The organism is Spiractinospora alimapuensis, assembly GCF_018437505.1.
Lineage (GTDB): Bacteria > Actinomycetota > Actinomycetes > Streptosporangiales > Streptosporangiaceae > Spiractinospora > Spiractinospora alimapuensis.
This window is the reverse complement of sequence record NZ_CP072467.1, coordinates 967755-993304: the sequence shown is the minus strand read 5'-3', so window position 1 is coordinate 993304 and position 25550 is coordinate 967755. Positions and strand designations below refer to the sequence as shown.

Genomic DNA, 25550 nt, shown 5'->3' with positions numbered 1-25550 from the left:
AGGGACAGACATGGCCGACCCCAAGGGTTTCCTCAACGTCACCTCACGGGAACTCCCCGCGAGCCGCCCCGTCGACATCCGAATCCAGGACTGGCGCGAGGTGTACGAGGAGATCGAAAACCGCACCGTCGAACGCCAGGCCGCCCGCTGCATGGACTGCGGGATCCCGTTCTGCCACAACGGATGCCCACTCGGGAACCTCATCCCCGAGTGGAACGACCTCGTGTACCGCTCCGACTGGAGCGAGGCGATCGAACGACTCCACGCCACCAACAACTTCCCCGAGTTCACCGGGAAGCTGTGCCCCGCACCCTGCGAAGCCGCCTGCGTCCTCGGCATCAACCAACCCGCCGTCACCATCAAGCAGGTCGAGGCCTCCATCATCGAACGCGCCTGGAACGAAGGCGTCGTCCGACCACACCCCCCGGAGGAGCGCACCGGCAAGCGCGTCGCCGTCGTCGGATCCGGCCCCGCCGGCCTCGCCGCGGCCCAACAACTCACCCGCGCCGGACACACGGTCACCGTCTACGAACGCGCCGACCGGCCCGGGGGGCTGCTGCGCTACGGCATCCCCGAGTTCAAGATGGAGAAGCGCCACCTCGACCGACGCCTCGAACAGATGCGCGCGGAGGGCACGGAGTTCCGCACCGGAGTGGACGTCGGAAACGACCTCACCGTGCGCGAACTACGCGCCGAACACGACGCCGTGCTCCTCGCCGGCGGAGCCACCCTCTGGCGTGACCTCCCCGTCCCCGGACGGGAACTCCACGGCGTCCACCAGGCCATGGAGTACCTACCCCTGGCCAACAAGGTCCAGGAAGGCGACCTCGACACCCCGCCCATCACCGCGGCCGGCAAGGACGTCGTCGTCATCGGCGGAGGGGACACCGGCGCCGACTGTGTCGGCACCGCCCACCGCCAGGGCGCCCGCTCCGTCACCCAGCTCGAGATCATGCCCAAGCCACCCAGGGAACGCCCCGACGCCCAGCCCTGGCCCACCTACCCGATGCTCTACAAGGTCACCAGCGCCCACGAGGAAGGCGGCGAACGCGTCTACTCCGTCAACACCCAGGAGTTCCTCGGCGACGACCAAGGGCACGTGCGCGGACTGCGCCTCGTGGAGGTCCGACGCGGTGAGACGGGCTTCGAGGCCGTCCCCGGCACCGAACGGGACATCCCCGCGCAGTTGGTCACCCTCGCCCTGGGCTTCACCGGCCCCGAACGCGACGGTCTGCTCACCGACCTCGGCGTCGAGCTCGACGGTCGGGGCGTGGTCACCCGCGACGACGCCTACCGGACCTCCGTCGACGGCGTGTACTGCGCCGGCGACATGGGCCGGGGACAATCGCTGATCGTGTGGGCCATCGCCGAGGGACGGTCGGCCGCCGCGGCCGTCGACCGCGCCCTCAGCGGCCACACCGAACTGCCCGCACCCATCCCACCAACGGCACGCGCCCTGGTGTGACCCGAACCCCGCGGGGACCGGCACGTGCGACGACACGCCGGTCCCCGCGGCCAACCACCCGACGCCCCCCGCCAGCCCGCCCCGCACGGGAGCGCCCGACGGGTCCTCGGCACAGGCGCCCCCCACGCCGTACGCTGGAATCGTGGGGTACCGAATCATCGGCGAGGCGGCGATGGCGGCGCACTTCGGCTTCCTGTGCTTCGTCGTACTCGGCGGGTTCCTCGCCTGGCGCTGGCCCCGCACGGTGTTCGCGCACGCTCCCGTGGCCCTCTACGGCCTGGGGATCGCCCTCATCGGCTGGGACTGCCCCCTCACCTACGTGGAGAACTGGGCACGCCGCAACGCGGGACAGGGCGAACTCGAACCCACCGGGTTCATCGACCACTACCTCACCGGTGTCGTCTACCCCGAGAACTACTACGTCCCCCTCCAGTTCGCCGCGGGCGTCGTGGTCGTGTTCTCCTACGCGGGCGCCGTCTGGTGGCGCCGGCGACACGCGCGCGCGACGCACGCCGAATTCGCGGCGAATCGTCGTAATGTCAACCTATGATCACGGTCAGTACCGACATGTTGCACGCGGCGGATCACTTCATCATGCGCGAGGCCCGGCTCCTCGACCGACACCGCTTCGCGTACCACTTCCAGGACGGTCCCGTCCGCCCCGTGCGGACCAGCCTCGAGGCCTACCGGAACGTCGACGGTGGGTACGGAAACGGGCTGCACCCGGACCTCCGAGGACACGGAAGCCAACCCCGGGCCGTGCTCATCGCCCTGTCCATCCTCGACGAGCTCGGCGACATGCCCGGGGACACCGCCGACCACATCGCCACCTACCTCACCAGCATCAGCAGGCCCGCCGGCGGCGTCCCCCGCGTCCTGCCCAGCGCGCGCCACACCGAGTCGGCGCCGTGGTGGCGGGAGTACGACGACTACTCCGCGTCCCTGAACCCGACCGGGCCGCTCGCGGGAATCCTCCACACGCACCACGTCGCCCACCCCTGGCGTGACCGGGCCACCGCCTTCGCGTGGAACGCCCTGAAAGTCCTGTTCCGCGTCCCGGCCGTCGACGCGGTCGCGATCTGCGACTTCCTCGACCGGGTCAACGACCCCGTACGGGCCCGCGCGGAACTCGACCGGCTGCGTCCCATGATCCGCAGTGAGATCGACTTCAATCCGCACTCCGTCGGAGAGGCGCCCAAACCCCTCGACCTCGCCCCCCACCCCAACCACATCGCCTGCGCCCTGTTCACCGACGAGGAACTCGAGACCGCCCTCGACGGGCTGGTCGGCGCGCAGCAGGCCGACGGCGGGTGGCCGGCGAGCAAGGAGGCCTGGTGTACCGCCGCCACCGCGGAGTGGCGCGGCATGCGCACCGTGCGCGCACTGTGCGCGCTACGGAACTTCGGGCGACTCGACACTGTGTGATCAGAGGTCACAACACGTGATCGATCATCTGGTTTAGACCAATCCGGGGTTCGGAGGCTCTAGAGTGGTCATGTGAGACGCAGAGCAAAGATCGTCGCCACGCTGGGGCCAGCCGCCTCGAGTCGAGAAGGTATCCAGAGCCTGGTTGAGGCCGGCCTGGACGTCGCCCGACTCAACCTCAGTCACGGCGACCACGACGCACACGACGCCCTGTACGACAACGTCCGGGCCGCGTCGGCCGCCACCGGTCGCAGTGTCGGAGTTCTCGCCGACCTCCAGGGCCCGAAGATCCGCCTGGGAACGTTCGCCCAGGGAGAGGCCGAGCTCGAGGTGGACGCCGAGTTCGTCATCACCACCGAGGACGTTCCCGGAGACGCGCGCCGCGCCTCCACCACCTACAAGGGTCTGCCCGGCGACGTGCAGCCGGGGGACCGCGTCCTCGTCGACGACGGACGCATCGTCCTGGAGTGCCTCAAGACCACCGCCACCGAGGTCCACACCCGCGTGGTCGTCGGAGGAACGGTCTCCAACCACAAGGGCATCAACCTGCCCGGCGTCGCGGTCAGCGTCCCGGCGCTGACCGAGAAGGACACCGAGGACCTGCGCTGGGCGCTGGGACGAGGGGTCGACATGGTCGCCCTCTCCTTCGTCCGCAGCCCCGCCGACGCCGACGCCTGCTACGCCATCATGGACGAGGTCGGGGTGCGCGTCCCCCTCATTGCCAAGATCGAGAAGCCGCAGGCCGTCGAGCGTCTGCAGGACATCTGCGCCGTCTTCGACGCCGTCATGGTCGCCCGCGGTGACCTCGGTGTGGAGCTGCCCCTGGAGAAGGTCCCCATGGTGCAGAAGCGTGCGATCGAACGCTGCCGTGACAAGGCGCACCCGGTCATCGTCGCCACCCAGATGCTGGAGTCGATGATTCACGCGCCCCGCCCGACCCGGGCGGAGGTGTCCGACGTCGCCAACGCCGTGTTGGACGGGGCGGACGCCGTGATGCTCTCCGCGGAGACGAGTGTGGGGGAGTACCCCGTCGAGGCCGTGCGCACCATGAGCCAGATCATCATGGCGGCGGAGGAGGAGACCCTGCGGGCGAGCCACATGCTCGACCGCATTCCCGAGACCGTGGGCGGAGCCATCGCGCGCGCCGCGGCCGAGGTCGGTGCCACCATCGGTGCCAAGGCCCTGGTCGCGTTCACCATGAGTGGCGAGACCGCGCGCAGGCTGGCCCGGTACCGTTCCCGGATCCCGCTGCTGGCCTTCACCGCCAACGACTCGATCCGCGCCCAGTTGTCGCTGACCTGGGGCGTGGAGTGCTTCAGCGCGCCGTTCGTGGAGCACACCGACGAGATGGTGCGCCAGGTCGAGAACGGCCTACTGGCCAGTGGACGGTTCCACAAGGGCGACAAGGTCGTGATCGTCGCGGGCAGCCCGCCCGGATCCCCCGGTTCGACCAACGCGCTGCGCGTGCACCGGATCGGCGACGTGATCGCGCACGGAGAGTGACGCGACGCACCGCGACACCCGCGTGACCACACCGGCCCTCGGGGGAAACCCCGGGGGCCGGTCACCGTTTCGGACCGACCAGCGCGTCCAACCGGGTGACCGACTCGCGTCGGGCGACGGACAGAGTCCCGGTGGGCTGGTGGTTGGGGTGCGTGTGGGTCCGCCACCGCAGCCGCCACGCGATCCCCAACCGGTCCAGCGCGTGGCCGAGGATCGCGATGATGTCGGCCGAGGTGTTGCTGAACATGTACCGGGGATAGGTGTAGTGCTTCCACTCGCCGGCCACCCGACGCCGCACCGGGTTGGTGAACCGACACCCGTCGGAGTGGATCAGTCCCCGTACCAACGCCCCGGGGTGACGCGTCACGACGTCCTCCTGCCACCCCGCCAACACGATGCGCCGACTGTGCTTCATTCCCGGACCGTGCTGCGGGAAGACACAGGGCCAGTGTTTGGACGCGGATTTGATCTCCACGCAACCGGGGCGCGCGACCTGGAACGACGAGACCGGAAAAACGGCCCCCATGGCGTCAGCGCACATTTTCATCAGGGTGGGATATTCATTGGCGCAGTAAATGGAGAGGAAGTAAACACCTCGCCGCGATTTCGAGATGTGTCCGTCGCCGAGGTAAAGTCCCAACAGATATGCGTAGGCCTCGCCGTCGAGTGGACCGTTGGCACAGACCGGGCAGTACGTGGTGCGTTCGGCGAGCGAATGCCCTGCCTCCGGTGAGCGGCGCCGACCCGTCCGCCAGTGGCGTACCGCGCCGATGGACACCCCGCAGCGTTCCGCTACCTGGCGATCGTTGAAGCCTTGTGAGTGGAGTCGAAGGGCGACATCAACGGTTTCACGTGAATACATACCGTCGAGCGTGCGCGGCGCCGCATATGTTGTCTAGGCGCCCTGAATTCTCTGTGGATAACTACTTGGGTGGTGCCGGAAGTGGGATTCGAACCCACACGCCCTTTCGGACAATGACTTTTGAGGTCATAGTGTCTACCATTCCACCATTCCGGCATTATTCGGACATCGGGGTATGTGTCCGAGTTGTGAAGGTGGGAAGAGCACCGTGCTCGGGGTGCCCGTCCCAAGCATACTAACGCATCCCGATACCCTCGTGTTGTGACCAAGACGCAGAGCCGCGTAGTCATCGCGGAGGATGAGGCCCTGATCCGCCTGGACCTCAAGGAGATGCTTGAGGAGGACGGCTATCTGGTTGTGGGGGAGGCCGGTGACGGCGAGGCCGCTGTGCGGCTGGCCCGGGAGTTGGAGCCCGACCTCGTGATCCTGGACATCAAGATGCCGATCCTGGACGGGCTGTCGGCCGCGGAGCGGATCTCGGCGGACCGGATCGCTCCGGTCGTGATACTGACGGCCTTCTCCCAGCGGGACCTGGTCGAGCGCGCGAGTGCGGCGGGAGCGATGAGCTACTTGGTGAAGCCGTTCACCAAGAGTGACCTGGTGCCCGCGGTGGAGATGGCCATGAGCCGCTACGCCGAGCGTGCCGCGCTGGAGGCCGAGGTCAGTTCGATGGCGGAGCGTCTGGAGACGCGCACACTGGTCGAGCGGGCCAAGGGTTTGCTGCAGAGCCAGCATGGTTTGAGTGAGCCTGAGGCGTTCCGGTGGATCCAGAAGAACTCGATGGACCGTCGGTTGACCATGCGCAAGGTCGCCGAGACGGTGATCGACACCCTCAGTGACTGAGTCGGTCTGAGTCGGGTCCTGTGTTCTCCCGTGTGGTGAGGTCGCTCGCGGCGGTCCGGATATCCGAAAAATCGCGATTTGGACTCATTTTGGGCAACTGGGGTGACGTTTGGGTTACGTGCGTGCAGTGACCGCTTAGTGCCACTGGAACCCCAGGTAAAACGGACTAAAATCACGCCCATCCCGGCCGGGTCCTCCGGCCGGCCGCCTTCGCGCGAGTCGCCGAAGGAGATCCAAAACCTGATGGGCAAGGGAGCGCGTGTGCTCAGACGCCTCGCGATAGTTCTGCTCAGCCTGGCCGTCACGTTCATCGTGGCGCCGGGCGGAGCGGTCGCCGACGACGACGGCGGTGAAGCTAGGCTGTGGGGATCCGTTGAACAGCCCGAACCGGTCGAGGGCCTGCGGATCACCGCCTACTCCGGCGACACCGAGGTCGCGACAACCGAAACCGACTCCGACGGCGCGTGGGAGATGGAGTTACCCGAGGCCGGGGAGTACCGCGTCGTACTCGACGAGGACACCGTCCCGGACGAGTACGTCATCGCCAACCCGGGCCCCGAACACGCCTCCGTGACCGTCCGCGGCGAGTCACGCGTCATCTTCAACCTCGGTGAGCCGGGCCAGGAGTGGCAGGCCGACGACGAGGAGGCCGACGCCGCAGAGGAGGAGACGGAAGCCGCGGACGAGGAGGCAGACGCCGCGGAGGAGGACGAGGACGCCGCCGGGGCGGGGCTGGAACCTGACGTTCAGCGTGGCGCCCCCTTCGGCGAGCGCCTGGCCCAGACGGCCCTGACGGGCCTGCTCTACGGTCTGATCATCGCGCTGTGCTCGATCGGCCTTTCGCTGATCTTCGGCACCACGCGGATGATCAACTTCGCGCACGGCGACCTGGTCACCTTCGGGGCCTTGTTCGCCCTGATGTTCACCGTGAACGCGGCCGGCCTCGGTAACTCGATCCTGGGCATCGTCGCCAGCGTGTTGTTGGCGCTGGGCGCGAAGCACTTCCTCAAGGGGCAGGCGAGCCGCGCCGTGCGTACCGGGGTTCCGCTGGCGGTGGCGCTGGTGGGGATCGGGACCTCGGTGGTCTTCCTCGGGATATACGGCGACTGGCTCAGTTGGAGCGTCCCGGTGGCGCTCGCCGCGGTCCTGGTGGTGGCCTTGGGCGCCGCACTGGGTGGCGGGATGGAGCACTTCATCTGGCGTCCGCTGCGTAAGCGGCACGTCGCGTTGATCCAGATGTTCATCGTGTCGATCGGGTTCGCGATCCTGCTGCGCCACGTGATGCTGGTGATGTTCGGTGGCGGTCGGATGAACTTCCGTGAGTACCGGATCCAGGAGCCGATGTCCCTGGGGCCGTTCTCGATCACGCCGCGCGACCTGACGATCATGGTCGTCGCGATCGTGGTGCTGGTGGCCGTGGCGAGCATGTTGCAGTTCACCCGGATCGGTAAGGCGATGCGTGCCGTCTCGGACAACCGCGACCTCGCGGAGTCCTCCGGGATCAACGTGGACCGCGTGACGCTGTACGTGTGGATGCTCGGAGGTGGTCTGGCCGCGCTGGGTGGTGTGCTGTTCGGTCTGAACGTGGCCGTGTTCTATGAGATGGGCTTCTTCCTCCTGCTCCTCATGTTCGCGGCGGTCATCCTCGGCGGCCTGGGGACCGCCTACGGCGCGATGGTGGGCGGCATATTCATCGGGCTCATCGCGCAGCTTTCCACGTTGTGGTTCCCCATTCAGTTGATGGAGGCGTGGGCACTCGCGCTGATGATCGTCATGTTGCTGGTCCGGCCCCAGGGCATCCTGGGCCGCCGGGAACGGGTCGGCTAGGAGCTCACATGGATATCGCGCAAGTCCTCGCCGTGAGCATCGCCACGGCCCTGGGTCCGATCGCGGCGACGTACGCCTTAGCCGCCATCGGTCTGAACATGCACTTCGGATACACGGGCCTGCTGAACTTCGGTCAGGTCGGTTTCATGCTGGTGGGTGCCTACGGTGTGGGCATCGGGGTCGGTACCTTCGGTTGGCCGTTGTGGGCGGGTTTCCTCGCCGGGGTCGGGTGCGCGATCGTGCTCGCGCTCCTGATGGGCATCCCGACGCTGCGGCTGCGGGCCGACTACCTGGCGATCGCCACGATCGCGATCGCGGAGGTGCTGCGGATGATCTACCGCGCGCCGTTCTCGCGTGACCTCACCGGTGGTGTCTACGGTCGGCAGAACCTGTCCGGCGGGTGGCAGGACCTGAACCCCATCCCCTCGGGGCGCTACGGTCCGGGGGACCTGCCGCTCCTGGAGTTCGTGCCGGTGCTGAACCGGATCACCTTCACCCACACCAACCTGTGGGTGATGGTGCTCGGGTGGGGCATGGTGGCCATCGCCAGCGTCATCATGTGGATGCTGGTGCACAGCCCGTGGGGGCGGGTCATCAAGGGCATCCGTGAGGACGAGGAGGCGGTCCGCAGCCTCGGCAAGAACGTGTTCGGGTACAAGCTGCAGAGTCTCGTCATCGGCGGTGTGCTCGGTGCCCTCGCCGGTTGTCTGATGGCCGTGAACCAGGCGGCGATCACCCCGGACCAGTTCTGGCCGCAGATCACCTTCTACGTCTGGGCGATGCTGCTGTTGGGTGGAGCGGGACGGACCTGGGGTCCCATCGTGGGGCCGGTCGTGCTGTGGTTCTTCCTCGCCCTGACTGACGGGGTGGTGCGTGGCCTGGACTCGATGGGAATGCTTCCCTTCATCAGCGGTGGCGACCAGTTGGGGGCGGTGCGGCACTCCGTGGTCGGCCTCGTGCTGGTGCTGCTCATTATCTACCGGCCCCAGGGCCTCCTCGGAGATCGCAGGGAGATGTTGATCAATGTCAAGTGACGCGGTCACCGATCCTGGTCCGGGGCTGGAAGGTCTGGCGGCGGAGCCGGGCGTCAGCAAGCCGGACCCCATCCTGAGCTGCGCGGGGGTCCGCCGTTCCTTCGGTGGTCTCACGGCGGTGGACGTCGGACGCCTGGAGGTGCAACGGGGCACGATCACCGCTCTCATCGGTCCGAACGGTGCGGGGAAGTCCACGCTGTTCAATCTGTTGACCGGTTTCGACCGGATGGACGAGGGCAGGTCGTGGTTCGAGGGGGAGCGGCTCGACGGTGTCGCCGGCCACAAGGCGGCGCGGCGTGGGCTGGTGCGTACTTTCCAGCTCACCAAGGCGCTCACCCGGATGACGGTGCTGGACAACATGCTGCTCGCCGCGCCGGGGCAGAAGGGTGAGCACTTCCTCGGCGCGTTCCTGCGATCCGGGTGGCGGGCGCAGGAGGAGGAGAACCGGGCGCGGGCGGAGGAGCTGCTGGCACGGTTCAACCTCGCGCACATGCGTGATGAGCTCGCCAACGGGCTGTCGGGTGGGCAGCGCAAGCTGTTGGAGATGGCGCGCGCGCTGATGGTGCGTCCCTCCATGGTGATGTTGGACGAGCCGATGGCGGGGGTGAACCCGGCGCTGGTGCAGTCACTGCTGGGGCACATCACGGGTCTGCGGGACGACGGCATGTCGGTGGTGTTCGTCGAACACGACATGGACGTCGTGATGGGTATCAGTGACTGGGTGGTGGTTCTCGCGCAGGGGTCGGTGATCGCCGAGGGGCGGCCGCAGGACATTCGCTCCAACCAAGCGGTGATCGACGCCTACCTGGGGACGCAGCACGACGATCCGGGCGCGGACGCGTCCAGTACGGAGGACGAGTGAGCGGCGAGGAGTCGGACAAGCAGGAGGTTCCCGACGCCACGGAGGCGGAGATCCAGCGCGTCCGTGAGGAGGTGCTGGACCAGGCCGGCGGCGTGACGGTGGACCGGTCCCAGGACTACCTCCTCGTGGCGGAGGACCTGGTGGCGGGCTACGTTCCCGGGGTGAACATCCTGGACGGCTGCACGTTGACCCTCTCCGACGGCGAGGTCGTGGCCATCATCGGGCCGAACGGCGCCGGGAAGTCCACCCTGATCAAGACGGTCTTCGGTCTGTTGGGGATCCGCGGTGGCTCGTTGGAGCTGCGTGGTGAGAGCATCGCCGGGCTGGAGGCGCACGCGCTGGTGGAACGCGGGGTCGGGTACGTCCCCCAGACCCGCAACGTGTTCCCGTCGCTGACGATCGAGGAGAACCTGGAGATGGGCGCGTACCTGCGCCCCCGCCAGGTTCAGGCACGCATCAAGGCCGTGGCCGCCCTGTTCCCGCTGTTGTGGGACCGGCGCAAGGCCAAGGCCGGATCGCTGTCGGGTGGTGAGCGTCAGATGGTCGCCATGGGGCGGGCGCTGATGATGGAGCCGCAGGTGCTCCTGCTGGACGAGCCGACCGCCGGTCTGTCCCCGATCTACCAGGACGAGGTCTTCCAGCGGGTCAAGGAGATCAACTCCTCCGGGGTCTCCATCATCATGGTGGAGCAGAACGCCCGGCGCTGTCTGCAGATCTGCCACCGGGGCTACGTGTTGGACCAGGGACGCAACGCCTACACCGGCACCGGCGCGGACCTGCTCAACGACCCCAACGTGATCGAGCTCTACCTGGGCACGCTGGCCAAGGCGTGACCGGTGTCCCCGGGGTGCCTCACAGGGGTGCACCCCGGGGACGCCCCGTCGGCGCCTGGTCGCCCGCGCCGGTGGGGCCCGACGTGCCACGTCGCGGATCCTCCGCGCACCCGCGACGAGCGGGTTGCGCGACACCTCGGGGGACGGCCTCACCCGTGGCTCGCCAGCCACGGCGCGTCGGCCCCGTCGCTGTCTCGTGCCAGCACGCGCCGACCGGCGGGCCGTGGCACGCCCTCCACGAGGTACGGCGCGGGCGTGGCGGTACCCGGTCTCCTCGTAGGTCGGGTCGAACGAGGGCGACCCGGCCGCCTTCTTCTCTCTTCCCTGGCTTCCCTTGCCTCGGCCAGCGGACGTTGCCTGCACGGCGGTTCTCCGCCCCGGCAGCGCCAAGCCTCGCGGGCGGGTCCCGCGGTGACCTCGTTTCGTTGGTCGGCGCACCCGGGTTCGGGCCGCGTTCGGTGGCGGCCCGGGGGAGCGGTCGGTGGTGGCGTGGCCGTGGGTCCGGTGAGTGGGGGTGGCTGTGCCATCACCAGCGATCCGGTGGTCCTTGTCGGTGAGCGGCGGACTCCGCTCCGGGTGTGTGCCTCACCGGTGGCCCGTACTGGCGATGGCGCCCCCGTGGTTCGATGTGCCTGTCTCTCCTCCTGCCGTGGCCTTGTTCCGACCGGTGTCGGGGTTCCCCCGCGGCGCGAATTGGGGTGTTCCCCCGTACGGAGCCTCGACCGACAGGGCGTGGCCGGCGGGTGCGGACCGCCTCTGGCGGGGACTGACGGACGGGACCCACGCCCTGGAGGACCGCGTCCTCGGCCCGGTGGCCGGCGGACTCCCTCGTGCCTGTTGGGTCCTCAGGCCGCGCGGGCCGAGAGGGCTCGGGGAGTCACGCCCCCTCGCCCCGGCGCGTGTTCGGCGCGATGGCCTCTCGTACCGTGTCGTTGTCTCGGCGGAGGTGGACCTCGGTGCCGGACGGCGAATCCCGACTGGCGTTCGGCCCATGGTGGTGTGGTGGAGACGGGCGTCTGGGCGTCCGAACCGCCCTCCGACCATGGGCGCCGACCCTGGGTCGCGCTTTTCTCACCGACGTGTGCATCGGGGGTGCTGGAGGTTCGCGATCGCGAGGACGACGTTCGCCGCGCCGATCCTTTTCGCACACCCAGCTCAGACAGCCCACCAGGACGCTCAGCTCGGATCGCCATGCGAGCCGACGCCTGGGCCGCCGCTCGGACGTCATCGCGAAGCGGCCCCAGGAGGGGCGACGGCCGCTCCCTGATCCGAAACCCGCGATCGCGCTCCTACGCCGGCGGCCCAGCGCGTCGGTCACACGGTGGGGGCGGGCGCCTCGGCGGTGCGGCGTCGGGCCACGGCGTGGTCGGTCTCCTCGGTGACGAGGTCGGCGTTGATCTGGGCGGCGGCGTTCGCTCCGGCGGCCGCGGCCGGGCCGACCTGCGCCGACAGGTCGGTGACGTTGCCCGCGGCCCACACACCGGGGACGGTCGTCCGTCCGGTGACGTCGGTGGGAATGTGTTCGCCCATCCCGGACGGGTGTGGTTCGGGGCTGAGCCCGATCCCTGCGAGGAAGTCCGTCCGTGCCACCATCCGCGGCGCGACGGCGACGGCGTGCCGTTCGACCAGGGTGCCGTCGGCGAGACGGACGCCGGTGACGCGCTCGCTCTCCGCCGTCACGTGCGTCACCTCTCCCGAGACGACGCGGATGTCGCGTGCGGCGAGTCGCTCGGCCTGTTCCGCGTTCGGCTCCGGGAGTGTGTGGGCGAAGTAGGTGACGTCATCGCTCCACTGGCGGAAGAGGAGTGCCTGATGGACCGACATCGGACCCGTCGCCAGGACCCCGATCGGCTGGTCGCGCACCTCCCACCCGTGGCAGTAGGGACAGTGCAGCACCCCGCGGCCCCAGTGTTCGCGAACTCCCGGAATGTCGGGGAGTTCGTCGACCAGGCCGCTGGTGACGAGGATCCGGCGCGCGTGGGCGCCGCGTCCGTCGGCCAGGGTGACGGTGAAGCCGGTGGGTGATTCCGCGTCGTGTGGTCCGCGCGTGTCTGGGGTGACCGTCGCCACGGCGCCGGTCACGATGTGGCCCCCGTAGCCGCGGACCTCCGCGCGTCCTCGTTCGAGTAGGGCGGTGGGGCTCACCCCCTCCCGGCCGAGGAGGCCGTGGACTCCGGCGGCCGGTTCGTTGCGTGGGAAGCCGGCGTCGATCACGACGGCGGACCGCCGGGCTCGTCCCAGCATCAGGGCGCCGTTCAGGCCGGCGGCGCCTCCACCGATCACGATCACGTCGTAGTTGTCGTTGAGTTGGTCAGTCACGATGAACACCTCCACACACGAGGATGCGTACCCCACCCAGATCCTTGCAACATTCGTTGCTGATCTGGCAAAATCCGAGGTATGGAGGAGCCGGACGCACAGGGGCTGGAGCGGGCGCTGGACGCGGTGGGGCCCCGACTGCGCGCGCTGCGGCGACGCCACGGGACGACACTCACGGACCTGTCGGAGGCGACCGGGATCTCGGCGAGCACACTGTCGCGCCTGGAGTCCGGCGGGCGCCGCCCCACGTTGGAACAGTTGCTCCCGTTGGCGCGGGCGCACGGCGTCACCCTGGACGACCTCGTCGACGCGCCGGCGACCGGAGACCCGCGGATCCACCTGCGGCCGATCACCCGCGACGGCATGACGCTGCTGCCGTTGACCCGCCGCCCTGGTGGCATCCAGGCCTACAAGTTCGTGATCACGCCCACGAACCCTCCGTCGGTCCCCGTCCCGCAGACGCACGAGGGATATGAGTGGCTCTACGTCCTCAACGGTCGGCTGCGCCTCGTGCTCGCGGAACACGACATCGTGCTGGCGCCCGGGGAGGCCGCGGAGTTCGACACCCACGTTCCGCACTGGTTCGGCTGCGCGGACGAGGCCCCGGTGGAGTTCCTCAGTCTGTTCGGCCAACAGGGCGAGCGCGCGCACGTGCGGGCCCGGCCGGCCACGCGGTCGTCGGCGGATCACGGCGAGGATTAGCCGAGAGCGGGTCCCTCATACGCGAAAGACGGGTGGGCCGCGGTCGTTCCCGCGATCCACCCGTCCTCTGCCGTACGCGGCGTTCACCGCCGTGAGACGGGGGCGGCCGGTGTCCGACGCGGATCCGGCCGCCGTGCCCGCCTACTCGCCGCCGATGTCCTCGTAACCGAAGACGGTCTGATCGCCACCGTCGTCGTACCCGAAGTTCTGGTACGTGGACTGCGTGGGGTCGCCGTTGTCGTCGAAGGCGATGCCACCGCTCTTGCCCTGGTAGTCGATGTCCTCACCGTCGGCCAGGAGGTCGCGGCACTCCGCGAAGTCCGAGCACTCCGTGCCGTCCTGGGTGACGCCGGCCATCTCGTTGACGTACTCGGTCGGGTCGGTGCTCTCCGCGGCCTCCGCGGCCAGACCGATGATCGTCACACAGTCGTAGACCTGCGCGGCGAACTGCTCGGAGTCAAGACCGTCGGTGTGCTCCTGCAGGGCCTCGGAGAACTCCGGGGCGTCCGCGCCCGGGGCGACACCGGACACGCCGTCGACGATGCCCGGGTCGGACTCGTCGATCCGCTCGCCGAGGTCGTCGACCTGCATGCCGTCGGTGACGTACATCTGGTCACCCTCGGCGCCCGCCTCGAACAGGCCGGCGAGGACGCCGGTGCCCTCCTCGAACGCGACCAGGGCGAAGGCGTCGGGGTCGCCGTCGGTCATGTCGCTGACGATCGGGTCGAAGTTCGTGGTGTCGGGGTCGTAGCCGACCTTGGCGGTGACCTCGGCACCCACGGACTCCAGCTCCGCCTCGAGGCTGTCGGCGTAGCCCTCGCCGTAGTCGTCGGCGCGGTACCCGATCGCGACCGTGCTGTGGCCGTCGCCCACGATGACCTGCCCCATGGCCGGTCCGGCGTGGTCGTCGCTCGGCGCGGTACGGAAGAAGTAGCCGTCGTCGTCGATGTCGGAGAGGTCGGGCGCCGTCGTCGAGCCCGAGCACTGCACGATCCCGGCACCGGTGATGGTGTCGTAGGTCGCGGCGGCCATGCCCGAGGCGGCGGGGCCGATGACCGCGGACACGCCCTCGGTCACCATGCGGTCGGCGGCCTCCTGGGCGAGGGTCGCGTCGTCGCCCTCGTCACCGTTGACGATGTCGGGAATCTCGGTCCCGTGGATCCCACCGGCGTCGTTGATGTCCTGCACGGCGAGTTCCGCGGCGGCGATCTGGGGCGGGCCGAGGAAGGCCAGCGAACCGGACTCCGGAGCGATCTGCCCGATCACCAGGGGATCGACGTCGGCGTCACCGTTTCCGCCGTCACCATTCCCACCGGAGTCACACGCAGCCAGTCCGAGGGCCAGCGCGGCGACTGCCGCCGAGTAGCCAAGGGCCTTTCTCCTGGACATTGATGTCTCTCCGTTCAACCAGCGTCATGTGCGTTCACAGTGGCCGCCGCGTCTGCCGGTTCCTCGGCAATCAAACGGGCATCCGGGTGTTGTTCGCACAATTCAGTACGAATTAGGTGCGTCCTGGTTGAACCTAAGCAGAAACGGTGCTGACGAGGAAGATGGGACTGGAAGTCGCTGCCGAGTCGCCTTCATGATGTTATGCGGTCGTAGCCAACCGGGCAGGGGGACACGCAGGCCACGGCGGGTTCAGCGCGGGTCGCGGAGCATGCAGGTCAGGCGCGCCGAGCACACGCGACGCTCCGCGTCGTCCACGATCTCGATCTCGTAGGTCGCCAGAGTCCGACCGAGATGGAGCGGAAGCGCGACCCCCGTGACGTGTCCTCCCGTCGCGCTGCGGTGGTGAGTGGCGTTGAGCTCGATGCCCACCGCGACGCGGTCGGGGGCGGCGTGCGCCGCGGCGGCGACCGACCCCAGGGTTTCGGCCAGCACGCAGGACGCCCCACCATGCAGCAGCCCGTAGGGCTGGGTGTTGTCGGTGACGGGCATCCGGCCCACGACGCGGTCGGGGGAGAACTCCAGCAGTTCGATCCCCATCTTCTCGCCCAAGCGGCCACCGGGGTTCGTTCCCAGTGACTTGACCAGCTCTGCGATGTCCGTCTGCATCGGGTTCCGCGCCTCTTCACTCTCTGTGGATCACAATGTCGCGCCGCACGGTTGTCCGCGAGGGGCCCTAGGATTTGGCCGTGGCCAATGCATCGGAGAACCCCCAGGCAAGCAGCACGACCGGCAGCGAATCCCTCCCAGTATCGGCGCCCCCGGGCGCGACCGGGGACGGCGGGCGACGGCTGCTGTTGATCGACGGGCACTCCATGGCGTTCCGCGCCTTCTACGCCCTGCCGGTGGAGAAGTTCACCACCAGCACCGGACAGTCGACCAACGCCGTCTACGGCTTCACCTCCATGATGGTGAAGCTGTTCGCCGACGAGCGGCCGACGCACGTGGCGGTCGCCTGGGACCGGTCGGAGCCGACGTTCCGGCACGAGGGGTACACGGAGTACAAGGCGGGACGCGACGAGAGTCCGCCGGAGTTCGCCGGTCAGGTCGAACTGATGCAGGAACTCCTCGACCTGATCGGGATCAGGGGTGTGTCGGTCGCGGGTTTCGAGGCCGACGACATCCTCGCGACGTTCGCCACCTTGGCGGGGGAGGAGTCGGTCGAGGTCGTCATCGCCTCCGGGGACCGTGACGCCTTCCAACTGGTCACCGACCGCTGCACCGTGCTCTATCCCGGTCGGACTCCCGCCGACCTGGCGCGCATGACGCCGGACGCGGTGGAGGCCAAGTACGGTGTGCCGCCGGAGCGATACCGGGACCTCGCCGCGCTGGTCGGGGAGAAGAGTGACAACCTCCCGGGCATTCCCGGGGTGGGGCCCAAGACCGCGGCCAAGTGGATCGCCAAGTACGGCTCGATCCACGGCATCGTCGACCACGCGGACGAGATCACCGGCAAGGCGGGGGAGAACCTGCGGGCGCATCTCGGTGACGTCCTGCGCAACTACCAGCTCAACCGGCTCCTGCGGGACGTCGCGACCGGCTTCGCGGTCCAGGACCTCACCTTCGGCGCGTTCGACCAGAGCGGGGTCAACGGGTTGTTCGACCTGCTCGAGTTCGGCGCCGGCCTGCGGGACCGCCTCATCGCCGCGCTCGACCTGGTCCGCGGCACGGAGACCGAGATCCAGGCGTCGGAGTCCGCCGTCGCCGCCGGCTTCCCCGTCGACGTCGCCACCACCGAACCCGGGCGGCTCGGCGCCTGGTTGGCCGAGCACGCCACCGACGACCGCCGTCTCGGCCTCGCCGTCGAGGGAACGACCGACGTCGAGGCGTTGGCGATCAGTGACGCGGCGGGCGGCGCGGTCCTGGTGGACCCTACCCGACTGACCGACGAGGACGAGTCCGCGCTCGCGACGTGGCTGGCCGATCCCGCGCGGAGGAAGGCGGTGCACGACGCGAAGGGACCGATGTCGGCGCTCGCCGGGCGCGGCTGGACCCTGGCCGGGCTGGACACCGACACCCGTCTCGCCGCCTACCTTCTCACCCCCGGCCAGCGCGCCTACGACCTCGCCGAGCTGTGCCAACGATTCCTGGGGCGCGAGCTTTCCGAGGGGTCCGGCGACGGCCAGCTCGCCCTGGACATCTCCGGTGACGAGGAGCCCGGCGGCGCGGCCCTGGCCGCCCGGGCGCGCGCCACCGTCGAACTCGCGGCCGAGCTCGACGCCCAGCTCGGCCGACGGGGCGAGGCCGCACTACTCAGCGACCTGGAACTCCCACTCGTCTCCGTGCTGTCGGCGATGGAGCGCCGCGGGATCGCCGTGGACCGCGACTACCTCGACGGCCTGGAGTCGGAGTTCGCGTCCGCGGTCCGACAGGCCGAACAGGAGGCGCACCAGTCGGTGGGCCGCAGCTTCAACCTGGGCTCCCCGAAACAACTTCAGGGCATCCTGTTCGACGAGCTGGAATTGCCCCGGACCAAGAAGATCAAGACCGGGTACACCACCGACGCCGACGCGTTGGCCTGGCTGGCCGAACAGCGCCCCGACGTCGACCTGCCCGTCATCCTGCTGCGGCACCGGGACCAGACCAAACTGCGCACGACGGTCGAGGGCCTGGTCAAGACGATCGGGGTGGACGGCCGGATCCACACCACCTACAACCAGACCGTCGCGGCGACGGGCCGGCTCAGCTCGACCGATCCCAACCTGCAGAACATCCCCGTGCGCACCGACGCGGGGCGCCGTATCCGCCGGGCGTTCGTCGCGGGCGAGGGCTACGAGACACTGCTCACCGCGGACTACAGCCAGATCGAACTACGGATCATGGCGCACCTCTCGCAGGACGACTCCCTCATCGCGGCCTTCCAGAGCGGACACGACTTCCACACCGAGGCGGCGGCGCGGGTGTTCGGGATCGACCGCGAACAGGTCGACGCCGAGGCGCGGGCCCGCATCAAGGGCATGAACTACGGCCTGGCCTACGGCCTGAGCGCCTTCGGGCTCGCCCAACAGCTCGGGGTGGCGCCCGACGAGGCGCGCACCCTGATGGACGACTTCTTCGCCGAGTTCGGCGACGTGCGCGACTACCTGCGCGCGGCGGTCGACCGGGCACGCCAGGACGGCTACACCCAGACCATGCTGGGGCGACGCCGCTACCTGCCCGACCTGACGAGCACCAACCGCCAGCGTCGCGAGATGGCGGAGCGGATGGCGCTCAACGCCCCGATCCAGGGGTCGGCCGCCGACGTGATCAAGGTCGCCATGCTCCGCGTCGAAGGCGCGCTGCGCGCGGCCGACGTTCGGTCCCGCATGCTCCTGCAGGTCCACGACGAGCTCGTGCTGGAGGTCGCGCCCGGCGAACTGGACACCGTCTCGGAGCTGGTGCGTCGCGAGATGGCCGGGGCCTATGACCTGCGCGTGCCGCTCGCGGTGTCCCTCGGGTCGGGGCGGGACTGGGAGTCGGCGGCGCACTGATCACCCACGCCGGAGGGTGCCCTCGTCGGTGCGAGCACGGGGGAGGGCACATCGGCTGGTACTATGCGGGCGAAATATCCGACTTTTTAGGTGATGTGCGGGCTCTCAGATTGACCAACGCGCGGCGTTCTTCTATCCTTGCCGGAGCGTTGTGTGTTCGCATGTCCAGCTCACTGGTGCGGTGTCGCGACAGGTGAGGGGCTTCGCCCCTGTTGGTGTCTGTTGTCATACTCCTTTCCGGAGGTGTTGGGCCCCCGGAGTTCGGGGTGGCGTGGGTCCGAGAGGGCCGGCGGCCGCGGGCGCGCAGCTCACCATTCTCTGTCCATGTCCGTATCCGGAGTCCACCTACACATGACGAGCAGCACCGAGGCCACCTCGACACCCAAGGTAGCGATCAACGACATCGGGTCCGAGGAAGCCTTCCTCGCCGCGATCGACGAGACCATCAAGTACTTCAACGACGGTGACATCGTCGAAGGCACCATAGTGAAGGTCGATCGAGACGAGGTCCTGCTCGATATCGGCTACAAGACCGAGGGCGTCATCCCGTCCCGGGAACTGTCCATCAAGCACGATGTGGACCCGAACGAGGTCGTCGCGGTCGGCGACCACGTCGAGGCGCTTGTCCTCCAGAAGGAGGACAAGGAAGGCCGCCTCATCCTCTCCAAGAAGCGCGCCCAGTACGAGCGCGCCTGGGGCACGATCGAGAAGATCAAGGAAGAGGACGGCATCGTCACCGGTACGGTGATCGAGGTCGTCAAGGGCGGTCTGATCCTCGACATCGGCCTGCGGGGCTTCCTGCCCGCCTCCCTGGTGGAGATGCGCCGTGTCCGCGACCTGCAGCCGTATGTGGGACGCGAGCTCGAGGCCAAGATCATCGAGCTGGACAAGAACCGCAACAACGTGGTCCTGTCCCGCCGTGCCTGGCTGGAGCAGACGCAGTCCGAGGTCCGCCAGACCTTCCTCAACACCCTGCAGAAGGGCCAGATCCGCAAGGGCACGGTCTCCTCGATCGTCAACTTCGGTGCGTTCGTGGACCTCGGCGGGGTCGACGGTCTGGTGCACGTCTCCGAGCTGTCCTGGAAGCACATCGACCACCCCAGCGAGGTCGTCGAGGTCGGCCAGCCGGTCACGGTCGAGGTCCTGGACGTGGACATGGAGCGCGAGCGCGTCTCCCTGTCGCTGAAGGCGACCCAGGAGGACCCCTGGCAGCAGTTCGCGCGCACTCACCAGATCGGCCAGGTCGTTCCCGGCAAGGTCACCAAGCTCGTTCCCTTCGGCGCGTTCGTGCGTGTCGAGGAGGGCATCGAGGGTCTGGTGCACATCTCGGAGCTGGCCGAGCGCCACGTCGAGATTCCCGAGCAGGTCGTGCAGGTCGGCAACGAGATCTTCGTCAAGATCATCGACATCGACCTGGAGCGTCGTCGGATCAGCCTCTCGCTCAAGCAGGCGAATGAGAGCGTCTCCCCCGACCAGGAGGAGTTCGACCCGACGCTCTACGGCATGGCCGCGGAGTACGACGACGAGGGGAACTACAAGTACCCCGAGGGCTTCGACCCCGAGAGCGGCGAGTGGATGGAGGGCTACGACACTCAGCGCGAGGAGTGGGAGGCGCAATACGCGCAGGCCCAGTCCCGCTTCGAGGCCCACCGCAAGCAGGTGGAGGAAGCCCGCCAGGCCGACGCCGAGGCACCGGCCGAGCCGGTCGACGAGGTCGAGGAAGCCGAGGCTCCGCGTGCCTCCTCCGGTGGCGGTGCCCAGCGTGGCTCCTCCTCCGGCGGCGCGCAGAGCGGTGGCGCTCTCGCGACGGACGAGGCGCTCGCGGCGCTGCGGGAGAAACTGGCCGGCGGCGGCGACGCCTGAGGCTCCACCGCGTCCCGGTGACGGGATGACAGCGCACAGCAGGTAACGATCGGGCCGTCCCACTCGGGGCGGCCCGATTGTGCTTGAATTGGCGCATGAGCCAGCCCCCGCGACGGTCCGACGTGTCCACCCGGCTGCCCGAAACGGTCGTCGACCCGGTGGAGCCCGAGGACGTGGGGGAGGTCTGGACCCTCATGCGCGCGGCGTTCGTCGACGAGGCGCAGTTCTTCGGTGACCCCTTCATCCTGCCCCTCACCGAGAGTCAGGGCCAGGTCCGCCAACAACTGGACCGCGGCGCGATCCTCCTGAAAGCCACGCACGGCTCCCGGATCGTCGGCACTGTGCGCGGGGTGGCCCAGGACGCCACGTTCCTCGTGAGCCGGCTCGCGGTCGCCCCCGACCGGCGGCAACGCGGGGTCGGCCGGAAGCTGATGGAGGAACTGGAGTGGCGGGTGCGGGACCAGTATCCGCGCGTGGCGTCGCTCGCCTCCTTCGTCGCGCCGGTGTGCGACGCGCGGCGCGCCCTCTACCGAGGGCTGGGTTACAGCGAGGTGAGCACGGAACGGGCCGCGGACCACCTCTCGCTGGTGCAGATGCGCAAGTCGCTGCCGTCCGCGTAGCCAGGCCCCGTTGGAGGCGACCGGACGCCGTGGACCCCGCCGTCACCCCGTAGGCTGCGGTCCATGCGAAGGGTTGGACTCACCGGAGGAATCGGTTCGGGCAAGAGCGAGGTCGCGCGGCGGCTCGCCGCCCGGGGCGCGGTCGTGGTCGACGCCGACCAAGTCGCGCGTGAGGTGGTCGCCCCCGGCACGCCGGGGTTGCGGGCGGTGGTCGAACGGTTCGGGACGGAGGTCCTGCGTCCCGACGGTGCCCTGGACCGGGAGCGCCTCGGGCGGCTGGTGTTCGCCGACGCCGACGAACTCGCCGCGTTGAACGCCATCGTGCACCCCCGCGTGGCCGCCCGCACCCAGGAGTTGGTGGCCGCGGCGCCCGACGACGCCGTCGTCGTCTACGACGTGCCACTTCTGGTGGAGAACGACCTCGGCCCGGACTTCGACGTCGTGGTGGTGGTCGACGCTCCCGAGGACGTGCGGCTGGCGCGGCTCGTCCGGGACCGTGGGATGGACGAGGCGCACGCCAAGGAGCGGATCGCCGCGCAGGCCTCCCGCGAACGACGACTGGCCGCCGCCGACCACGTCATCGACAACTCCGGGGCCCTGACCGACCTCGACTCCCGGGTCGAGGCCCTGTGGCGGGAGATCGTCCCCGGAGGGTGACGCCGTCCGTCCGGCCGTCGGGGGGTCCCGCGGCCTCTCACCGGGCCCGCGGCCGGGCGGGAATGGCGCCGGTGCCCGCTACCGTTGAACGTGAGTACGGTTCTCGCTGTGGGGAGTGGTCTTTCGTGCGCCCGGTCACCGACATCCAACGCAAGCTGGCACCCTTCGAGGTGGTTTCGGACATGTCCCCGGCCGGTGACCAGCCCCGGGCCATCGAGGAGCTGACCCGGCGGATCGAGGCGGGCGACAGCAACGCGGTGCTGCTCGGAGCGACGGGGACCGGCAAGACCGCCACCGTGGCGTGGCTGATGGAGCGGGTCCAGCGGCCGACCCTGGTCATGCAGCCGAACAAGACCCTCGCGGCCCAGTTCACCAACGAACTGCGCCAGATGCTGCCCAACAACGCGGTCGAGTACTTCGTCTCCTACTACGACTACTACCAACCCGAGGCCTACGTCCCACAGAGCGACACCTACATCGAGAAGGACTCCTCGATCAACGACGAGGTGGAGCGCCTGCGGCACTCCGCGACCAACTCGCTGTTGACGCGTCGGGACACCGTCGTGGTCTCGTCGGTGTCCTGCATCTACGGCCTGGGCACGCCGCAGGAGTACGTGGACCGGATGGCGAGCATCAAGGTCGGAATGCGGGTCGACCGCGACGACCTGCTGCGTCGCCTGGTCGACATGCAGTACACCCGCAACGACACCGCCTTCACCCGCGGAACGTTCCGGGTGCGCGGCGACACCGTGGAGGTGATCCCGGTGTACGAGGAGCTCGCCGTGCGCATCGAGCTGTTCGGCGACGAGGTGGAGCGTCTGCTCACCCTGCACCCGTTGACGGGCGAGGTGTTGGGGGAGGACCAGGAGCTCTACATCTTCCCCGCGTCGCACTACGTCGCCGGCCCCGAACGCACGGAGCGGGCCATCGGCGACATCGAGGCCGAGCTCTCCGAACGCCTCGGGGAACTGGAGCGGGGCGGCAAGCTGCTGGAGGCGCAGCGGCTGCGCATGCGCACCACCTACGACATCGAGATGATGCGCCAGATCGGGACCTGTTCGGGCATCGAGAACTATTCGCGTCACTTCGACGGGCGCGAGGCGGGCAGCGCCCCCAACACCCTTCTGGACTACTTCCCCGAGGACTTCCTGCTCGTCATCGACGAGTCCCACGTGACGGTGCCGCAGATCGGCGGCATGTACGAGGGCGACGCGTCGCGTAAGCGCACCCTGGTGGAGCACGGGTTCCGGTTGCCCTCGGCGCTGGACAACCGGCCGTTGAAGTGGGAGGAGTTCGTCGAACGCATCGGACAGACGGTGTACCTGTCGGCGACCCCCGGCGGCTACGAGCTGCGCCAGGTCGGCGGTGACGTCGTGGAGCAGGTGATCCGTCCCACGGGCCTGGTCGACCCCGAGGTCGTCGTCAAGCCGACCAAGGACCAGATCGACGACCTGCTGCACGAGATCCGGACGCGCGGCGAACGCGGCGAGCGAGTGCTCGTGACCACGCTCACCAAGAAGATGGCCGAGGACCTGACCGACTACCTCACCGAGGTCGGGGTTCGGGTGCGTTACCTGCACAGCGAGGTCGACACGCTGCGCCGGGTGGAACTGCTCCGGGAACTGCGTGTGGGCTCCTTCGACGTCCTGGTCGGCATCAACCTGCTGCGTGAGGGACTGGACCTGCCGGAGGTGTCCCTGGTGGCGATCCTCGACGCCGACAAGGAGGGGTTCCTCCGGTCCGCGACCTCCCTGATCCAGACGATCGGGCGCGCGGCGCGGAACGTCGCCGGTCAGGTGCACATGTACGCCGACGAGGTCACCGAGGCGATGCGGGCCGCCATCGACGAGACCAACCGGCGGCGGGCGAAGCAGTTGGAGTACAACGCCGAGCACGGGATCGACCCCCAGCCGCTGCGCAAGCAGATCGCCGACATCCTGGATTCCTTGACGCGTGAGGACATCGACACCGAGCAGCTCATGCGGTCCGGGTACCGTCAGGCCGGTTCCAGCGCGCCGGTGCCCACTCTGGCCGCGGCCGAGTCGGGTGTGGCCGGGGACGTGTCCTCCATGCCGCGGGCGGAGCTGACCACCTTGGTCGACAAGCTCACTGACCAGATGCACCAGGCGGCGGCCGACCTGCAGTTCGAGTTGGCCGCGCGGATCCGTGACGAGGTAAAGGAGCTGAAGCGGGAGCTGCGTGGCATGGAGACCGCTGGAGTGGACTGACCGTCGGCGCGGGGTGGGGGGCGGGTGTCACTCCCGTCTCGGCGCGGGGTGGTCGAGTGCGCATCGCGTACGAGAAACGCCTGTGTAGCGGGCTTTCTCGTGCACGTGCATGGTGCAAAACCATCAGCACGTGCAATGCGTCGATTGGGCAACGGGCTGTTTGAAGTTTCCACGAAACCCCGGGAAATACCGGTAATGTCGAGTGGCGTCCCCACCACGTCACGTTAGTTCTTCTGGGGACTCGTGATTCTGGTCGCGTGCGGGCTACCGCGTTACCGCTTGGAGGGCACGGGCAATGGGTGGGTTCGTCACGCGGGTCGACCACGAGGACGGCCCGGGCACGACCGCCCGGTTCGATCCGCTGATCCGGTCGGTCGCCCGGCGCTGGTCCACCACCGACGCCTATCTCGCGCCGCCGTTCAACCCGGCGGCGAGCACCAACCCGCTGCTGACCGTCAGCGACGCGGCCGACCGTCCGGTCGCGGCCGGCACCATGCGCTACTCCTGGTTCCAGCCGGGCGAGGCCGGGCGCACCTGGGGCGTTCCCGACCAGAACTGGCTCACGCCGCTGGTGGGCGGCCCCGACCCGGAGGTCGCCTTCGACGAGCTGCTGACCCTGTGGCGCGATCAGTTGGAGACCGCGCCCACCGGGGTGGGCGCGGAGTCGGCGGCCCTGCTGACCTGGCCGGCGCGTGACGTCGCCGGTGTGCGTCCCCTGCGCCGCCACGGTCTGCAGCCCCAGACGGTGCTCGCGGTGCGCGGTCGGGGGCGGGGGGTACCACCGTCGTTGCCGCCCCGCGACGTCACCGTGCGTCTGGCCGACCTCGACGACGTGGCGGCGGTCGTCTCCCTGGTGATGGAGGAACACCGCTACGAGGAGCACTTCGGTGGGGTGTTCATCCAGCCGGAGACCGCGGAGCAGACCCGCCGCGTGGTGACCCGAGCCCTAGCGAACGCCCCTCGTGGGTGTGGATCGCCGAGCGGCGCGGTAGTCCCACCGGCCTGCTGTGGGTGCTGCCGCCACACCGTGCCCGTTGGATCACCCCTCTGGTCAACGCGGCGCCGGCCGCCTACGTGGGCTACATGGTGGTCGCCGAGGAGGCGCGGGGCCGGGGCATCGGGACGATGTTGGTGAACCAGGCGCACCACGCGATGGACGCGCACGGCTTCGACGTGAGCCTGCTGCACTACGCCATCCAGAACCCGCTGTCCGGCCCGTTCTGGCACCGGATGGGTTACCGTCCGCTGTGGACGACCTGGGAGGTCCGCCCCGCCCTGGCGCTGCGCTAGAACGGGGCGGTGGCCCGGGACGCGGAGGCGAGGGCCCGCGGCGGGGAGTCCGAGACCAACACCATGATCAATCGGGTGGGGGTCGGTTCGGTGCCGTTCGCGGAGATGACTACCCCCACCAGGTTTTCTCCACCCCCACCGGGATCACGCAACATCCAACCGGTGGGGGTCGACAACACCCACCGTCCGAGACCAACACCATGACCGATCCGGAGCGGGTTGGACCGCTGTCGTGCGCGGGCACGGGACCCTCGTCGGTGGCCCCGATCGCCTACGCCGGCGGCGTTGCCGCGTGTGATGC

20 protein-coding genes, 1 tRNA gene and 1 pseudogene are annotated in these 25550 nt (G+C 69.0%); 16 read left to right on the top strand and 6 right to left on the bottom strand.

Annotated elements, in window-relative coordinates; translation table 11 throughout:
• The first annotated feature begins 10 nt into the window (after positions 1 to 10).
• The 4 genes from J4H86_RS04640 to pyk all read left to right on the top strand — a co-directional run bounded on the left by J4H86_RS04640 (position 11) and on the right by pyk (position 4393).
• Positions 11 to 1465, top strand: a complete 1455-nt coding sequence (locus J4H86_RS04640; RefSeq protein ID WP_236542265.1) for a glutamate synthase subunit beta — start codon at positions 11 to 13, stop codon at positions 1463 to 1465.
• A gap of 142 nt (positions 1466 to 1607) precedes the next feature.
• Positions 1608 to 2015: a DUF2784 domain-containing protein gene (locus J4H86_RS04635; protein WP_236542264.1), complete on the top strand. Its 408-nt coding sequence runs from the start codon at positions 1608 to 1610 to the stop codon at positions 2013 to 2015.
• Positions 2012 to 2890, top strand: a complete 879-nt coding sequence (locus J4H86_RS04630) for a prenyltransferase (protein ID WP_236542263.1) — start codon at positions 2012 to 2014, stop codon at positions 2888 to 2890. The genes J4H86_RS04635 and J4H86_RS04630 overlap by 4 nt, the downstream gene beginning before the upstream one ends.
• 72 nt (positions 2891 to 2962) lie before the next feature.
• Positions 2963 to 4393 carry a pyruvate kinase gene (gene pyk, locus J4H86_RS04625; protein WP_236542262.1) on the top strand — a complete coding sequence of 477 codons (1431 nt, stop codon included), beginning with the start codon at positions 2963 to 2965 and terminating at the stop codon, positions 4391 to 4393.
• A 61-nt stretch (positions 4394 to 4454) separates the two neighbouring features.
• On the opposite strand, the gene J4H86_RS27360 is transcribed toward pyk, so the two are convergent.
• On the bottom strand, positions 4455 to 4808 hold the full coding sequence (locus J4H86_RS27360) for a hypothetical protein (protein WP_330932487.1): 354 nt from the start codon (positions 4806 to 4808) through the stop codon (positions 4455 to 4457).
• Positions 4809 to 5325: 517 nt separating this feature from the next.
• A tRNA-Leu gene (locus J4H86_RS04615) sits at positions 5326 to 5411 on the bottom strand.
• A 174-nt stretch (positions 5412 to 5585) separates the two neighbouring features.
• Here J4H86_RS04615 and J4H86_RS04610 point away from each other — a divergent pair.
• The 5 genes from J4H86_RS04610 (at position 5586) to J4H86_RS04590 (ending at position 10654) form a co-directional block, all read left to right on the top strand.
• Entirely contained in the window at positions 5586 to 6098 is a 513-nt protein-coding gene (locus J4H86_RS04610; protein ID WP_236543901.1) for an ANTAR domain-containing response regulator, read from the top strand.
• A 261-nt stretch (positions 6099 to 6359) separates the two neighbouring features.
• A complete protein-coding gene (locus J4H86_RS04605) occupies positions 6360 to 7925 on the top strand; it encodes a branched-chain amino acid ABC transporter permease (RefSeq protein ID WP_236542260.1) in 1566 nt (521 codons plus the stop codon).
• An 8-nt stretch (positions 7926 to 7933) separates the two neighbouring features.
• Complete coding sequence (locus tag J4H86_RS04600) at positions 7934 to 8959, top strand: branched-chain amino acid ABC transporter permease (RefSeq protein ID WP_236542259.1); 1026 nt, start codon at positions 7934 to 7936, stop codon at positions 8957 to 8959.
• Positions 8949 to 9821 (top strand): ABC transporter ATP-binding protein, encoded by an 873-nt coding sequence (locus tag J4H86_RS04595; protein ID WP_236542258.1) that lies wholly within the window; start codon positions 8949 to 8951, stop codon positions 9819 to 9821. The genes J4H86_RS04600 and J4H86_RS04595 overlap by 11 nt, the downstream gene beginning before the upstream one ends.
• Positions 9818 to 10654: an ABC transporter ATP-binding protein gene (locus tag J4H86_RS04590; protein ID WP_236542257.1), complete on the top strand. Its 837-nt coding sequence runs from the start codon at positions 9818 to 9820 to the stop codon at positions 10652 to 10654. The genes J4H86_RS04595 and J4H86_RS04590 overlap by 4 nt, the downstream gene beginning before the upstream one ends.
• Before the next feature lie 1314 nt (positions 10655 to 11968).
• On the opposite strand, the gene J4H86_RS04585 is transcribed toward J4H86_RS04590, so the two are convergent.
• Positions 11969 to 12973 carry an NAD(P)/FAD-dependent oxidoreductase gene (locus tag J4H86_RS04585; RefSeq protein ID WP_236542256.1) on the bottom strand — a complete coding sequence of 335 codons (1005 nt, stop codon included), beginning with the start codon at positions 12971 to 12973 and terminating at the stop codon, positions 11969 to 11971.
• Between the two features lie 81 nt (positions 12974 to 13054).
• Between J4H86_RS04585 and J4H86_RS04580 the strand changes: the two genes are divergently transcribed.
• Entirely contained in the window at positions 13055 to 13675 is a 621-nt protein-coding gene (locus J4H86_RS04580) for a helix-turn-helix domain-containing protein (RefSeq protein ID WP_236542255.1), read from the top strand.
• Between the two features lie 141 nt (positions 13676 to 13816).
• Here the strand turns inward: J4H86_RS04580 and J4H86_RS04575 are convergent, their stop codons facing one another.
• Together J4H86_RS04575 and J4H86_RS04570 are read right to left on the bottom strand one after the other, a co-directional pair.
• Entirely contained in the window at positions 13817 to 15064 is a 1248-nt protein-coding gene (locus tag J4H86_RS04575) for an ABC transporter substrate-binding protein (protein WP_236542254.1), read from the bottom strand.
• Positions 15065 to 15313: 249 nt separating this feature from the next.
• A complete protein-coding gene (locus tag J4H86_RS04570; protein ID WP_236542253.1) occupies positions 15314 to 15730 on the bottom strand; it encodes a PaaI family thioesterase in 417 nt (138 codons plus the stop codon).
• Between the two features lie 80 nt (positions 15731 to 15810).
• On the opposite strand from J4H86_RS04570, the gene polA reads away from it, so the two are divergent.
• The 6 genes and pseudogenes from polA to J4H86_RS04540 all read left to right on the top strand — a co-directional run bounded on the left by polA (position 15811) and on the right by J4H86_RS04540 (position 25249).
• Positions 15811 to 18591 (top strand): DNA polymerase I, encoded by a 2781-nt coding sequence (gene polA / locus J4H86_RS04565; protein WP_394356447.1) that lies wholly within the window; start codon positions 15811 to 15813, stop codon positions 18589 to 18591.
• Between the two features lie 351 nt (positions 18592 to 18942).
• Positions 18943 to 20454, top strand: a complete 1512-nt coding sequence (gene rpsA / locus J4H86_RS04560) for a 30S ribosomal protein S1 (protein ID WP_236543899.1) — start codon at positions 18943 to 18945, stop codon at positions 20452 to 20454.
• A gap of 95 nt (positions 20455 to 20549) precedes the next feature.
• Positions 20550 to 21074: a GNAT family N-acetyltransferase gene (locus J4H86_RS04555; protein ID WP_236542252.1), complete on the top strand. Its 525-nt coding sequence runs from the start codon at positions 20550 to 20552 to the stop codon at positions 21072 to 21074.
• A gap of 63 nt (positions 21075 to 21137) precedes the next feature.
• A complete protein-coding gene (coaE, locus tag J4H86_RS04550; RefSeq protein WP_236542251.1) occupies positions 21138 to 21731 on the top strand; it encodes a dephospho-CoA kinase in 594 nt (197 codons plus the stop codon).
• A 125-nt stretch (positions 21732 to 21856) separates the two neighbouring features.
• Positions 21857 to 23959 (top strand): excinuclease ABC subunit UvrB, encoded by a 2103-nt coding sequence (gene uvrB / locus J4H86_RS04545; protein WP_330932486.1) that lies wholly within the window; start codon positions 21857 to 21859, stop codon positions 23957 to 23959.
• A gap of 295 nt (positions 23960 to 24254) precedes the next feature.
• A pseudogene (locus tag J4H86_RS04540) lies at positions 24255 to 25249 on the top strand (GNAT family N-acetyltransferase).
• Here J4H86_RS04540 and J4H86_RS27210 read toward each other — a convergent pair.
• Entirely contained in the window at positions 25246 to 25368 is a 123-nt protein-coding gene (locus tag J4H86_RS27210; RefSeq protein WP_269134529.1) for a hypothetical protein, read from the bottom strand. The pseudogene J4H86_RS04540 and the gene J4H86_RS27210 overlap by 4 nt on opposite strands.
• Positions 25369 to 25550: the final 182 nt, after the last annotated feature.